The sequence below is a fragment of the Leisingera sp. SA215 genome, assembly GCF_055902035.1.
On the sequence record NZ_JBVVXU010000004.1, the window covers coordinates 171,481 to 185,044 of the forward strand.

The 13,564-nt window shown below is 58.9% G+C and carries 9 protein-coding genes and 2 tRNA genes; 3 read left to right on the plus strand and 8 right to left on the minus strand.

Going from position 1 to position 13,564, the window contains the following annotated elements:
- Window positions 1-53 precede the first annotated feature (53 nt).
- The 3 genes from AC0KW6_RS06635 to AC0KW6_RS06645 form a co-directional block, all read right to left on the minus strand.
- Window positions 54-1,946: an acyl-CoA synthetase gene (locus tag AC0KW6_RS06635; RefSeq protein ID WP_474034483.1), complete on the minus strand. Its 1,893-nt coding sequence runs from the start codon at window positions 1,944-1,946 to the stop codon at window positions 54-56.
- 213 nt (window positions 1,947-2,159) lie between these two features.
- A complete protein-coding gene (locus tag AC0KW6_RS06640) occupies window positions 2,160-3,959 on the minus strand; it encodes an ABC transporter transmembrane domain-containing protein (protein WP_474034484.1) in 1,800 nt (599 codons plus the stop codon).
- Window positions 3,960-4,126: 167 nt separating this feature from the next.
- Window positions 4,127-4,200 (minus strand) — tRNA-Gly (locus AC0KW6_RS06645).
- Between the two features lie 173 nt (window positions 4,201-4,373).
- Here AC0KW6_RS06645 and AC0KW6_RS06650 point away from each other — a divergent pair.
- Together AC0KW6_RS06650 and AC0KW6_RS06655 are read left to right on the plus strand one after the other, a co-directional pair.
- Complete coding sequence (locus AC0KW6_RS06650) at window positions 4,374-5,087, plus strand: CbiX/SirB N-terminal domain-containing protein (RefSeq protein WP_474034485.1); 714 nt, start codon at window positions 4,374-4,376, stop codon at window positions 5,085-5,087.
- Window positions 5,088-5,192: 105 nt separating this feature from the next.
- Window positions 5,193-5,266, plus strand: a tRNA-Cys gene (locus tag AC0KW6_RS06655).
- A 61-nt stretch (window positions 5,267-5,327) separates the two neighbouring features.
- On the opposite strand, the gene AC0KW6_RS06660 is transcribed toward AC0KW6_RS06655, so the two are convergent.
- On the minus strand, window positions 5,328-6,338 hold the full coding sequence (locus AC0KW6_RS06660) for a tyrosine-type recombinase/integrase (RefSeq protein ID WP_474034486.1): 1,011 nt from the start codon (window positions 6,336-6,338) through the stop codon (window positions 5,328-5,330).
- Window positions 6,325-6,498, minus strand: coding sequence for a hypothetical protein (locus AC0KW6_RS06665; protein WP_474034487.1), 174 nt, complete (start codon window positions 6,496-6,498; stop codon window positions 6,325-6,327). The genes AC0KW6_RS06660 and AC0KW6_RS06665 overlap by 14 nt, the downstream gene beginning before the upstream one ends.
- A gap of 1,245 nt (window positions 6,499-7,743) precedes the next feature.
- Here AC0KW6_RS06665 and AC0KW6_RS06670 point away from each other — a divergent pair.
- Window positions 7,744-9,537, plus strand: a complete 1,794-nt coding sequence (locus AC0KW6_RS06670) for an AAA family ATPase (RefSeq protein WP_474034488.1) — start codon at window positions 7,744-7,746, stop codon at window positions 9,535-9,537.
- Window positions 9,538-9,741: 204 nt separating this feature from the next.
- Here AC0KW6_RS06670 and AC0KW6_RS06675 read toward each other — a convergent pair whose 3' ends face one another.
- The 3 genes from AC0KW6_RS06675 to AC0KW6_RS06685 all read right to left on the minus strand — a co-directional run bounded on the left by AC0KW6_RS06675 (window position 9,742) and on the right by AC0KW6_RS06685 (window position 13,509).
- The gene (locus AC0KW6_RS06675; RefSeq protein ID WP_474034489.1) at window positions 9,742-10,332 is read right to left on the minus strand and encodes a thermonuclease family protein; all 591 of its coding nucleotides are present in this window, start codon (window positions 10,330-10,332) and stop codon (window positions 9,742-9,744) included.
- A 401-nt stretch (window positions 10,333-10,733) separates the two neighbouring features.
- The gene (locus AC0KW6_RS06680; protein WP_474034490.1) at window positions 10,734-12,347 is read right to left on the minus strand and encodes an AMP-binding protein; all 1,614 of its coding nucleotides are present in this window, start codon (window positions 12,345-12,347) and stop codon (window positions 10,734-10,736) included.
- Between the two features lies 1 nt (window position 12,348).
- Entirely contained in the window at window positions 12,349-13,509 is a 1,161-nt protein-coding gene (locus tag AC0KW6_RS06685; RefSeq protein ID WP_474034491.1) for an acyl-CoA dehydrogenase family protein, read from the minus strand.
- Window positions 13,510-13,564: the final 55 nt, after the last annotated feature.

Sequence of the window (13,564 nt, forward strand, 5' to 3'; positions counted from 1 at the left end):
TGAATGAAAAAGCGCCCCTGAGGGCGCCCTTTATCTCACGCCTGCCGGCCGGTTCAGGCCGCCGCCGGCTCCCAGGGCCGGGTGAAGCTGTCCAGAACACCCGCAATTTCTGGCTCCGTACTGCCATTGGCCGCCACCTGGGCCACCAGACCGCGCTTCTTGTCGTCGGTCACGCTGACAACGCGCGCGGCCAGCCCGGCCTTTTCAAGCGCGCCATTGTAAACGCGGATGATCGCGTGTTTGCGCAGATCCGGCTTGAAGACTTTGCCCACGGCGGTCTTAGGCAGCTCCTCCAGCACTGTCAGATGCTTGGGGATCGCCGCGCGCTCATGCACGTGGATCTTGCAGTAGTCCAGCAGCTCCGCCTCGCTGACCGAGGCGCCTGCGACCAGTTCGACAAAGGCGCAAGGCAGCTCACCCGAATGGGCATCCGGCTGGCCGATAGCGCCGGCGAAAGCCACCGCTTCATGCCCCAGCAGCGCTTCTTCGATCTCAGCCGGGTCGATATTGTGGCCGCCGCGGATGATCAGATCTTTGGCACGGCCGGTGATCCACAGATAGCCATCCTCGTCAATCCGCCCCAGGTCGCCGCTGCGCAGGTATTTGCCCTGATAGTAGAGGTCCACGTTTTTGTCGGCTTCAGTATAGGTATTGCCGGGGTAGACGCCAGGGTTCGAGATGCAGATTTCCCCGACATCATCCACACCGCATTCCAGCGGGCCGCCGGAGGTCTGCTTGACAATCCGCACATCCGTGTAGGGGAGCGGGATCCCGACCGACCCAACTTTTTTCTCGCCGCCTGGCGGGTTGCAGGAAACCAGGCAGGTTGCCTCGGTCAACCCGTAACCTTCTACAATGGTCACGCCTGAAGCCGCCTGAAACCGCTTGAACAGCTCCATCGGCATCGGCGCCGAGCCGGAAAACGCAGTTTTCACCGAGGAGATGTCAGCGTCCACTTCGCGCTGCATCAGCGCCGAAACAGCTGTGGGCACAGTGATGATAAAAGTGATTTTCCAGCGCTCGATCAGCTTCCAGAAGTTGTCGAATACCCCCTCGCCCCGGTAGCCCTGCGGCGTCGGGAACACCACATGCGCCCCCGAGGATACGGCCGCCATCATGATCACATGCACCGCAAAGACGTGAAACAGCGGCAGCGGACACATAATGTTGTCTTCTTCGGTGAAGAGCAGCGTGTGCCCCAGCCAGCCGTTATAAATCAGGCCCGAGTATTTGTGCTGCGCCACCTTGGGCATCCCGGTTGTGCCGCCGGTGTGGAAATAGCAGGCAACCCGGTCGCCTTTGCTGTCGGCGAAATTCAACGTGGCGGGCTGTTTCGCCATCTCCTTGGAAAAATTCAGGTAATCCGCATGGGCCGCCTTGGCCTGATTGTCCAGTTTGGGCCGGATCAGCGGCACGATCCAGGATTTCGGCGGCGTCAGATAGCGGTTCAGGTCCACTTCCAGCACCGTGTTCACCCCGGGCGCATGGCGCACCGCCTCGGCCACCTTCTGCGCCACATCGGTCTTGGGGAAGGGCCGCAGGGTCACCACCACCTTGGCCTTGGTCTCCCGCAGGATCGAGGCGATCTGTTCCGGCTCCAGCAGCGGGTTGATCGGGTTCACAATTCCGGCCACCGCGCCGCCCAGCATGGTCACCAGTGTTTCGTTGCAGTTGGGCAGCACATAGGCGACCACATCCTGCTCGCCGATCCCCAGCGCGCGGAACATGTTGGCCGCCTGGCTCACCTGATCCTTCAGAGTGCTCCAGGTCAGGGTTTCCGCCTTATCCTGGGGGCCGGAAAAAATCTGATAGCTCACCGCCTTGCTGTTCGGGTATCTGCCCGCAGTCCGTGACAGCAGCCCGTACAGCGTGGCCGGCAGATCCCGCGCCTCATACGGCATTTCGTTCTGCAGCGCGTCGCGGTCCGCGACTCCGGAAAATCCCATAAATGTCCTCCCTGTTCCCCCAATGAAGGGGGGGTCTATTTTCGCCAGACTATTGCAAACGCGCCATTGCGCAAGCGCCGGCGCTGGGTCACGCCAAGGCAGTTTACGGCATGACGTGGCGCCATTTTGCGGCCCGTTGCAGCTTTCTGAGCAAAAAACACCCCGGACCCGGTGAGGGGTGCGGGGTGCGGGGTGTTTGGCAGAATTCGGCGTCTACTCCGCCGCCAGCCCTTCGGTGAACTGCAGTTTGGCCAGACGCGCATAAAGCCCGCCCTGCGCCACCAGTTCATCATGGGTGCCGGTGGCCACGATCCGGCCCTGATCCATCACCACAATCCGGTCGGCCTTTTTGACAGTCGCCAGACGGTGCGCCACGATCAGGGTGGTCCGGCCCTGGCTCAGCTCGTCGACCGCGGCCTGCACCAGACGCTCGCTTTCGGCATCCAGTGCCGAGGTCGCCTCGTCCAGCAGCAGCACCGGTGCATCGCGCAGGATAGCACGGGCGATGGCAATCCGCTGCTTCTGACCGCCCGACAGCATCACCCCGCGCTCGCCGACAAAGCTGTCATAGCCTTCAGGCAGTTTCGAGATGAAGCCATGCGCGGCGGCGGTCTGGGCTGCAGCCTCAACTTCGGCATCCGAGGCCTCAGGACGGCCAAAGCGGATGTTCTCGCGGGCCGAGGCGGCGAAAATCACCGGATCCTGCGGCACCAGCGCGATGTGGCGGCGGAACTCATCCCGCTGCAGTGCAGTCAGCGCGACGCCGTCCAGTTTCACCGCGCCCTGGTTCGGGTCATAAAACCTTTGCAGCAGCTGAATAATGGTGGTCTTGCCCGCTCCGGACGGGCCGACAAAGGCCACAGTCTCGCCCGGCTTCACCGCCAGCGACACCGCGTCCAGCGCCGAGACATCCGGGCGCGACGGATAGCGGAAAGACACGTTGTCGAACTGGATCTCACCCTTCACCGGTGACGGCAGAACCTGCGCCGCGACCGGATCCAGCACAGTATCCTCAGCATTCAGCAGCTCCACCAGACGCTCGGTCGCGCCGGCGGCCCGCTGCAGCTCGCTCCAGATCTCCGACAGCGCCGCCACGGAGCCGGCCACCAGCACCGCATAGATCACAAACTGGATCAGGGTCCCCTCGGACATAACCCCTGCGCGCACATCATTGGCACCCATCCACAGCACGCCGACAACGCCCGAGAACACCAGGAAAATAACGATCACCGTCAGATAAGCCCGTGTCCGGATCCGGCGGCAGGACACGGTATAGGCGGTTTCGGTCATCTCGCCGAACTTCTGCCGGCTGGCGGCCTCATGGGTAAAGGCCTGCACGGTCTGCACCGCCCCCAGCGCCTCACCGGCATTGCCCGAGGAGGCCGCAATCCAGTCCTGGTTTTCCTTGCTGATGGCACGCAGGCGGCGCCCCAGGACCAGGATCGGGACAATGACGGCCGGGACGATCAGCAGCACCATCATCGTCAGCTTGGCCGAGGTCAGCAGCATCAGCACCATGCCGCCCAGGAAGATCAGCAGGTTGCGCAGCGCGATCGACACCGAGGATCCCAGCACCGACTGGATCAATGTGGTGTCGGTGGTGATCCGGCTCAGCACTTCACCGGTCATGACCCGTTCGTAAAACTCAGGGCTCATCCCGATCACCCGGTCGAACACCGCCGTGCGGATATCGGCCACAACCCGCTCGCCCAGCCGGGTCACCAGCGCATAGCGCACGCCGGTGCCCGCCGCGAGCAGCGCAGCAATCCCCAGCGCAGCGCCGAAGTAGAGGTTCAGCAGTTCGGCCTCTGAGACCCGGAAATTATCCACCACCCGGCGCACCGCCAAAGGCAGCGTCAGCGACAGCCCTGCGGTCATCACCAGCGCACAGGTCGCGGCAAACATCAGCAGACGGTACGGCCGCATGAACGGCCACAGCGCCGAAAGCACGCCAATCTTCCGGGAGCCTTCGCGCTCCTGTTCCGCATTCGGGGCCGCCTGTCTCCGCGCCATTCCGGATCCTTCTGCACTTTGGGCTGGCGGGTATGAAACCCCGCGCATTCGCCACGGTTCATGGCCCCGCAGGCCCCGCGCGTCAAGCGCTGAGCCGGTTCAAAAGGCACATGATCGCGCGAACATCCCGCGTCACGGTGTAACAGAATGGCAGAAGGGGGAGAATCTGGAGCGGGTAGCGGGAATCGAACCCGCACCTTAAGCTTGGAAGGCTCTTATGATACCATTTCACCATACCCGCTCAGAGTGTTTGCTGATTTAGGTGAAGCGCCCGGGAAGGTCAACCTCCTTGGTTTCGTTTCTCAACACGCCGCAGAAAAAATCTCCCCAAGCCTTGCGGAGTGCCCGGCAAGCCCCCCTAATAGCGGAACAAACCCGCCGATTTACGCAGTTTCAACGATCCGGACCCCCGCCTTGACAAAGACCGCGCGCACCGCCGTCATCACCGCCCATGGCCAGCCTTCCGACCCTGATCCGGCAGAGGCCGCCCTGGCCAGGCTTGCGGCAGAGGTTGCGGCGCATCTGCCGGCTTGGGATGTCCGCTCCGCCACCCTTGCCACGCCCGGGCGGCTGGAGCAGGAAATGGCCAAGGACACCGTGGTCTATCCGTTTTTCATGTCGCAGGGATGGTTCACAGCCAAGGTTCTGCCTGACCGCCTGCAGGGCCGCAGCTATCGCATGGCCGCGCCTTTCGGTCTGGATGCCGCCCTTCCCGCCCTCGCTGCTGGGGCCGTCCGTCAGGCCGCCGAAGGGCAAGGCTGGCCGCTGGCTGAAACGCATCTTCTGCTCGCCGCCCACGGGTCTGCCCGCGGTCCCAAAGCGGCAGAGGCCGCAGAAAGTTTTGCTGCCAGGCTGCGGCCCCTGCTGCCCGGCTGCGCCGTCTCGCCCGGCTATGTGGAGCAAGCTCCAAGGGTTGAATCCGCCGCAACCGCTTTGCCTGCATGTTCCATCTGCCTGCCGTTCTTTGCCCAGGCCGGCGACCATGTTAAACAGGACATCCCCCAGGCGCTTGAGGCTGCCGGTTTCCAAGGACTTCTGCTGCCAGTCACGGGTGCCCTGCCCGGCATTCCCGCCCTGATCGCCGATGGCATCCGCGCGGCGGCACGTGACCAAACTGCGGCGGGGTGAGTTTCCAGCGATCGGGAAAGAAAAGCAATTTTTGGCCCGGACAGAGGCAAAACGCCTCTTGCGCAGGCAGCGGGCATGTGATTAATCACGCCCTACACCACGGATGGCGAGTTGGCGGAGTGGTGACGCAGCGGATTGCAAATCCGTGTACACCGGTTCGATTCCGGTACTCGCCTCCAAACAAAATCAACGACTTAGGCAATGTAGAGTGTGCAGCACTTGCTGCGTCTAAACATTTCTCTAAACATTCTGTTTTTGTTCTGTTCGCCTTTTCTGTGCTTCCAGCGCCCTCACACGCTGTCGAACTTTCTTAGTATAGTGGGTCACCATCGCAGGGCTTTGCCCGGTCACTGAGGCAACCAGATCGTCGCCGCATCCTGCCTCGACCAGCTCGCAGGCTGCATTGTAGCGCCAACTGTGGATGTCGTAGCGCAAAGCTCCAAGCTGCCCTCGGACCTTACGCACTGCCTGTGACGCACCCCGATACGACCATCGATTAGTGCCGCGTTCATTAGTCAGGATAAAAACGGAGTGCTTGCTTGCCGCTTTGAGTGCAGAATCCAGTTCCGGCAAGATGGGTATCCAAAGCTCTTTGCCGGTCTTGTTTTGCCGTATGACAAAGCCACCTTCTTGAATGTCAGACCAGCGCATTTCAAGAACATCGCCAACGCGCTGGCCTGTGCCTACACAAAGCTCCATAAGCAGCCGCTCGCGCGTTCCTAGTGCGCATTGCTTACGGTAAGAATTCAACAGATCTTGCGGCCATGGCTCGCGTTCTTTGCTGTCTGTTTTGATTTCCATCACGCCTTTGGCGGGGTTGGTTTCGCACCACCCCAGATCGACACAATGCTCCATCAGTATGCGCAAGACACGCAATGAATAGTTTGCAAAATAAGGCTTGACTGCGTTCGCGTCACGTAAGCGTATCACGTCCTTGCGTTTCATCGCTGCCGGGTTTGCACTTCCCATCCGATCGCGGAAAAATTCCAGATACTTATCATAGTCCAAGGCGGTTCGTGGCTTCAGCCGCGTATACCTCGGAGAGGTGTGATAGCTCCGAATAAGCGCATCGAACGTCCGAACGGACACCCGAGGCGCGAGGGTCTCCCCATTCAGAATTGATGCGTATTCCTGCCAGAACTCAGGCGTTCCAAACTCCGCCTGAAATTTCTTAGAAGGCCAGCCACGGCGTTGAAAATACAGCCCATTGCGCTGCTTATATACATGTTTAGGAAGCTCACGTTTTGCCATGGTACAAATCGATCCTCTCAAACTCATCGACCGGGTCCTCATGCGAGAGAACCAACTCTATCTTGCGGCCCTCCACGATCACCCGACTGACCGTCTTGCCCGCCTTTTCAAAGGTCGTAAGCAAGCGCAGCGCAGACTGCTCCAACTTTGTTACCGACATTTCACCAGCTCACTTTTACACGTAGCATGAATGGAGTGAATCCCCTCTCGGCGCATCAGTGCTGGAGAGACCTGCACGTGAACCTTCATGCGAAAGCGGTGCCGTTGGCACCTATGAGGTAAGACCGTGTAGAGACCCTGCATGATGCACCCTTCCTTGACGAGTCAGGTTCGCGCGCCATCGGCGAATGGATCATCCATGCAAACCAGAACATGAGGCAAGCTACAGGTGCTCTATGGTACTCCGCAAATCACGCCATCACGGTTGGGACCACTAAACGTATATACTGACCTGCAACAATTGTAACATAACGTGAAATCGTTTCATTCACGCCCACTGCGCGTCAGACATCAGATCGGTAAAGTACAGGCTCCCAAAATCTGCGAAAGGGACCACTAAAAGGATATACTATCAAGAAAGGGGAAAATCCTCGCCCGCCCCTCCTAAGGTTCGGGGCGGGACTGGATGGCGACGCGGCCTTGGGCCTGTCGCCCTTCGCCGCATCTACCTTCGCGGTTTTACCATGTACCGCTGCGAAAGCTGAAAGCCGCTAAGGCGGGCGCAATGGGTGCCATACTGCTAGTTAGTGCCTCCGGCACTGATTGTCGCGAAAGAACCGACTTAAATTCTCACAGCTCATGAAATTTGCTTAGATTGCCATGGAACTGCATCCGCCAGCGCGCGCGAAGCGAACGCCCAAGGCGTGCTAACTGGCGATCAGGGCGTCACTGATCTGCATTTCACCGACCATTTCCAAGCAACCTGGGGGGAGCAACGGTACTGTCGACACCCACAGAAGCACGGAATGCGGCCACACAGAGTCTGCTCTATGCTCTAGCGACCCAATACCGCACTCAGCGCGAACAACGCTCCTAGTGCCCGCTATTCCTCCCAAACAAAGTTCTGAAACGGAAAGCTAGCGCAGAGATTGAATTCTTTAAGTCAGCTTGACGATACGCTGCGGGAAAGAGGGCACCTCAGAGCCCACAGGCGCCATTGGCGCTTGATCGGAATGCTGCGGGCGCAGTTGGTCGTTAGCAGCCTGAAACAGACCTGCAACTGAGAGCCCGCCATCAAAGGCTCGAATCTGCGACTGCAGCAAAGCTAACACTGTTTCGCAATCTGGAATTGTTCATCTCTCGGAGGAATTACATCTTACGCAGAGTGCCGCAAAACCCTATGTTCTAATGCGACAGCAGAGCCTTGAATATCGAGCGCCGCGTGCGCAACCCGTTAGGAGTCAAGATGTATTTGAAAGACATACTAGTATTGAATAGCGGTCCACTAATAGACCTGGAGCTCGCGCTCCCGTTCCAAGAGGACGGAAAACCCAAACCCATTGTCATAGTTGGCAAAAATGGGTCAGGTAAATCGAACCTTTTGGCGTACGTGACTGACGCGCTCACCGAGATTGCCGCCAAAAAGTTCACCGACATTGCTCCCAAGCACGACGGTGGTGGGCATCAATGGCATCGTGTGATTGGTGGTACAACTAGGCGGACTGGCAGTGATTATGAACTCGCAATTCTGAAGTTAGAAGAGCAACAAAACCGCTTCATATATTCAAGCAAAGGTGGACAGCTGGCCAAACCCGATATCCAGGGGAGGTTAGCGGCTTTTCCGCAAGCGCCGAACTGGGCGCCAGAAGGCAACCACAAGGACGTAACTGGACCTGAAGCTCAGATTGAGGCCATCTTTCGAAAGGGTTGCTACGTGAGTTTCCCGGCAGGTCGATCAGAAGCGCCCTATTGGTCTGGGCAGGTGCAGGAAACGGATCAAGCTCGATTTGTCGACCGGTTTCAAAACCTTTTGCGCAAACCAATTTCCGTTCAATCGAGCATCGAAGAAATTAAGCCGTGGCTTGTCGATGTCTTGTTGGACCAAATGGTCGACGCTGGCCCATTGCTTCTTAACCCGCAAAAACAAGGCCCAATGCTCGCGGCTGCAGCGGCTAACCAGACCGCTCTTGCCAATGTAAACTCTCTATTGCGAGCAGTTTTGGGCAGACCAAACGCAAGACTAGTGCGAACAGGGCGAGAAATGGGCAAAAGAAAGCTCATGGTACACGATGGCCAAGAGCTGATTTTACCTAGTCTAGATTCTTTTTCTTCAGGCCAAGCAATGCTTTTTGGGATTTTTGGGACGATACTGCGGTACGGAGACTCTGGCCGAGCTCCAAAGTCGACAAATCAAATAGAAGGTATAGTACTGATCGACGAAGTGGATGCTCATCTTCACGCCGACCTTCAGCATGATGTTCTGCCAAACCTTATGCGACTTTTTCCCAAGATACAGTTCATCGTCTCTGCCCATTCCCCATTGTTCCCATTGGGAATGGAAAAGCACTTTGGGGAAGATAACTTCTGCCTATTACAATTGCCAGATGGTTCGCCTATTAGCGCGGAAAGGTTTTCCGAGTTCGAAAGTGCATATCAATATCTCGCGGAAACAAGGCGCTTTGAAGATGACTTCAACACAAGGATTTCTGAATCTACTCGTCCGTTGCTCATCGTCGAAGGAACAACAGACATCGACTACATTAAGAAAGCTGCAGAGCACCTCGGAAAGATCGATTTTTTAGAAGGGGTTGAGCTGGTGGATGGCGATGGGTTCAAAGGGCTTGATAAGATTTGGAAGAACCTGCACCATGAGCGGTGGACGAATATCGGCCAACCTGTTGTGCTGCTCTATGACTGCGACGTTAATCCCAAAAACAATGAAGTCGCGCTAGCATTCCAAAGAACTATTCCAAAACTAGACTCAATTATAGAAAAGGGAATCGAGAATTTGTTCACGTCGGAGACGCTTCAAAAGGCGAAGGGCCACAAAGCAGCTTTCCTCGACCATTCGCCCGCTTGGACCAAAACCGTCAGAGGCGAGCAGATCACAACTCCGGAGAACTGGTCAGTAAATAAGGACGAAAAGAGAAACTTATGCGATTGGCTGTGTGAAAACGGCGATGCCGATGATTTTCAACGTTTTTCGGTCGTATTCGATTTATTAGAAGAGTGCTTCGGTTCGGTTCCAGAAGGCCAGTAAGCGACTGCAGCGAAAGTCCGCGAACACAACCGAGCTACAGCATCGCAAGGGAAAATTCAACGACAGCGTTGGGTCGGTCATTCCGGCCCTCACTCCCTGAAGTATTCGACTTTGCAAGGGGTGCTACGATACGCAAAGCGGACGCTCGACGTTGCCCAGGCTGAAACCGCAGCGAACGGCAGCAAGGTCCCGCAAGACCGCCAGTCACTTGTTAAAAACGGCCATGTGGCCACGTTGCCTCGCTGCGGCCTTCCAATGCTTTTTGCGCACCCCTTCCGGCTCAAGGTGCGCGTATTTTCCACCTGAAAATTTAGGCCAATCCAATGCCATACCGATCCGAACCATCTCCGCACTCAGATCACGACCATCTGGCAGGAAACACGTTGCGACAAGGCGATCATAGGATAGTTCCGGCTCAATCTCCGCGATAACAGTTTGCCCCTTGCACAGCTGAACCAACGCCCACTTCGCCTTCTTTCCCCAAGGATGATCAAGCTCAGGTGCATCGATACCCGCGAGCCGGATATTAACAGAACCAATCTTGATCGTGTCGCCATCTACAACGTAGCACTTTCCACTTAGCGTGGTCTCAGGGGGCACAACCGCTTGCTCATCACCTTCTGTAATGCAAGCATCCGCTTCGCGAGCCTGCCCCAATTTTAACGGCAACTCCGCTTTCTCGACCTGTTGCTCAGTGAATATTAACGAGACCGATTTCGCCTCAGTCAACCGTGAATCCTGACGCCTTTTCGGTGTTCGAGTAGGCAAAAGAATACGGAGGAGAAAGCGAATCATGATGCACCTCACGATGACTACCTTATGGCGCAGGATTGTCATACGCTCACCCAAAAGATGCAAGCCGGGTAGATCCGCCGCGGCCACCTTAGGGTCGTCAACCTCACGCGGCCAAGCGCCTGAAACGCTCTAAACATTCGTGATATGTTCTAGCCAAAATCGCTCTCTGTCTAAACAGGTTTCTGTTTTAATTCAGTCGCATACCTACTCTTGCAAATCCGTGTACACCGGTTCGATTCCGGTACTCGCCTCCACCTGCACTCAGTTGCAATTGCCGTTCTAATTCAGCCCCTTACATCCGCCCGAGCGTGCCATAGGCTTGCTGAATCCGCCAAACCCGCGCACCTTGCCGGCAGTTTGGCAGCCGCCGTCAGGACAGGTGCCGGGAATGGCCCTGGCAGCTAGGCTTTCAGTCTGAAGCGCTGGATTTTACCGGTTTCGGTCTTTGGCAGTGCCGCGGTGAACACAACCGATCGCGGATACTTGTAAGGCGCGATCGCCGCCTTCACATGGTCCTGCAGACGTTTCACCAGGTCCACCGACGGCACCTGCCCCTCGGCCAGCACCACATGGGCCTGCACAATCTCGCCGCGGGCCTGGTCAGGGGCGCCGATCACCGCGCATTCCGCCACCGCCTCATGCGCCAGCAGGGCGGCTTCCACTTCAGGTCCCGCAATGTTGTAACCGGCCGACACGATCATGTCGTCGTTCCGGGCGGCAAAGTGCAGATAGCCGTCTTTGTCCCGGATGAAACTGTCACCAGTGATGTTCCAACCGTCCCTGACATATTCTGCCTGCCGGTCATCAGCCAGGTAACGGCAGCCGGTCGGTCCCTTTACTGCCAGCCGCCCGACCTCGCCGCGCGGGGCCTCGGTGCCGTCTGCAGCCAGCACCTTCACCTGATAGCCGCCGACCGGTTTGCCGGTGCAGGCAGGCCGGTGGTCGCTGAACCGGTTGGTGATGAAGATATGCAGCATCTCGGTCGCGCCGATCCCGTCCAGCATCGGCTTGCCGGTCTTCTGCATCCACTCCTCATAGACCGGTGCGGGCAGGGTTTCCCCGGCTGAAACTGCCGCCCGCAACGACGACAGATCCGCCCCCTCCTCCATCGCCCGCAGCATCACGCGGTAGGCTGTCGGCGCGGTGAAGCAGACCGTTGCCTTGTATTTCTCGATGATCTCGATGAGGTTCGGCGGGGTCGCGTTTTCCAGCAGCGTCGCTGCAGCGCCAAACCGCAAAGGAAAAATTGCCAGCCCGCCAAGCCCGAAGGTAAAGGCCAGCGGCGGCGAGCCGACAAAGACATCTTCGGGCTGCACATCCAGCACTTCGCGCGCATAGCCATCGGCGATGATCAGCAGATCGCGGTGAAAATGCATCGTCGCCTTGGGCGACCCGGTGGTGCCGGACGTGAACCCCAGCAAAGCCACGTCATCACGCCCCGTCCGCACCGCCTCATATGCCACCGGTTTTTCCAGCGCCAGCCGGTCCAGTTCCGCATCGTGATTGGACGTTCCATCAAAGCCCACTACGGTTTTCAGGAATTTCGAGTCTTTGGCGCAGGCGACCAGTTCGTCCTTCAGCCGGGTGTCGCACAGCGCATGGGACACCTCGGCCTTATCGACGATCTTGGCCAGCTCCCCCTTGCGCAGCATCGGCATGGTATTGACCACCACCGCGCCCGCCTTGGTCGCCGCCAGCCAGCAGGCCACCATCGCCGGGTTGTTGGCCGAGCGGATCAGCACCCGGTTGCCCGGTTTCACCCCCAGATCCTCGCTCAGCACATGCGCCAGCCGGTTGGTCCAGTCTGCCAGCTCCTTGTAGGTGCGGTAGCGGCCGTTGCCGATCAGCGCAGTGCGGTCGCCAAACCCCTTCTCCACCATCGCATCGGTCAGCTCAACCGCGGCGTTCAGGTGGTCGGGATAGTCAAACCCCTCCAGCAGAAACCCGGGCCACTGATCTTCAGGCGGCAGGTTATCCCGGGTGAAAGTGTCTTCATGCGCTGATGGTCCCAGCATCTCAGTTCCCTCCCTGAAAAGCGGCAAGCGCCTGGCGGGCGATCACCACCCGCTGCACGTCCGAGGCCCCTTCGTAAATGCGCAGGGCACGAATATCGCGGTAAAGCTCCTCAACCTTCTGGCCCCGGCGCACGCCGTCTCCGCCATGCAGCTGCACCGCCCTGTCGATCACAGATTGCGCCTGATCTGTGGAAAACAGCTTGGCCATCGCCGCCTCCCGTGTCACCCGCGCGGCGCCGGAATCCTTGGCCCAGGCGGCGCGGTAAACCAGCAGCGCGCTGGCATCCACATCCAGCGCCATGTCGGCAATATGCCCCTGCACCATCTGCAGATCAAACAGCGGCGCGCCCTGCACCTGCCGGGTGGTAACCCGCGCCAGCGCCTCGTCCAGCGCCCGGCGCGCAAACCCCAGCGCCGCCGCCGCCACGGTCGAGCGGAACACATCCAGCACCGACATCGCGATCTTGAAGCCCGCGCCGGGCTGCCCCAGCAACGCGGACTTCGGGATCCGGCAATCGGTAAAACGCAATGTTGCCAGCGGATGCGGCGCGATGGTTTCCAGCCGTTCCGCCACCTCAAATCCAGGCAGATCGGCCGGCACAACAAAAGCACTCAGCCCCCTGGCTCCCGGCGCCTCGCCGGTGCGGGCAAACAGCGTGTAGACATCGGCAATACCGCCATTGGAAATCCAGGTTTTCTCGCCATTCAGCACGTAATGGCCACCGTCCTGCGTCGCAGTCATGGTCGAATTGGCCACATCCGAGCCCGACTGCGGCTCGGTCAGCGCAAAGGCCGAAACCGCCTTGCCTGCGCGGGTCAGCGGCAGCCATTCACCCTGCTGCTCCGGAGTGCCGAACAGCGAGAGCGCACCGGTTCCAAGCCCCTGCATGGCAAAGGCGAAATCCGCCAGCCCGTCATGTCGCGCCAGCGTCTCGCGGATCAGGCAGAGGCTGCGCACATCCAGTGTCTCCCCGGCCATAGCACCGGAATGCTGCGTCCAACCACCCTCTCCCAGCGCAACCACCAGCGACCGGCAGGCGGCATCGGTGTCCGAATGATCAATGCCCGCCAGATGCGCCGCGGCCCAATCGTCCAGCTCCGCCGCCAGCGCGCGGTGGCGGTCTTCAAAGAACGGCCAGTTCAGAAACGTCCTGTCCGCCATGGCGCGGCCCTCCCTGTTTCATCTTTCCCCAAATACTCCCGCCGGAGGCGCCCGC

Excerpts from the sequence above, each read along its gene's own strand:
- AC0KW6_RS06635 (WP_474034483.1), bottom strand. The coding sequence starts at position 1,946 with ATGGGATTTTCCGGAGTCGCGGACCGCGACGCGCTGCAGAACGAAATG.
- AC0KW6_RS06640 (WP_474034484.1), bottom strand. The coding sequence starts at position 3,959 with ATGGCGCGGAGACAGGCGGCCCCGAATGCGGAACAGGAGCGCGAAGGC.
- AC0KW6_RS06660 (WP_474034486.1), bottom strand. The coding sequence starts at position 6,338 with ATGGCAAAACGTGAGCTTCCTAAACATGTATATAAGCAGCGCAATGGG.
- AC0KW6_RS06665 (WP_474034487.1), bottom strand. The coding sequence starts at position 6,498 with ATGTCGGTAACAAAGTTGGAGCAGTCTGCGCTGCGCTTGCTTACGACC.
- AC0KW6_RS06670 (WP_474034488.1), top strand. The coding sequence starts at position 7,744 with ATGTATTTGAAAGACATACTAGTATTGAATAGCGGTCCACTAATAGAC.
- AC0KW6_RS06675 (WP_474034489.1), bottom strand. The coding sequence starts at position 10,332 with ATGATTCGCTTTCTCCTCCGTATTCTTTTGCCTACTCGAACACCGAAA.
- AC0KW6_RS06680 (WP_474034490.1), bottom strand. The coding sequence starts at position 12,347 with ATGCTGGGACCATCAGCGCATGAAGACACTTTCACCCGGGATAACCTG.
- AC0KW6_RS06685 (WP_474034491.1), bottom strand. The coding sequence starts at position 13,509 with ATGGCGGACAGGACGTTTCTGAACTGGCCGTTCTTTGAAGACCGCCAC.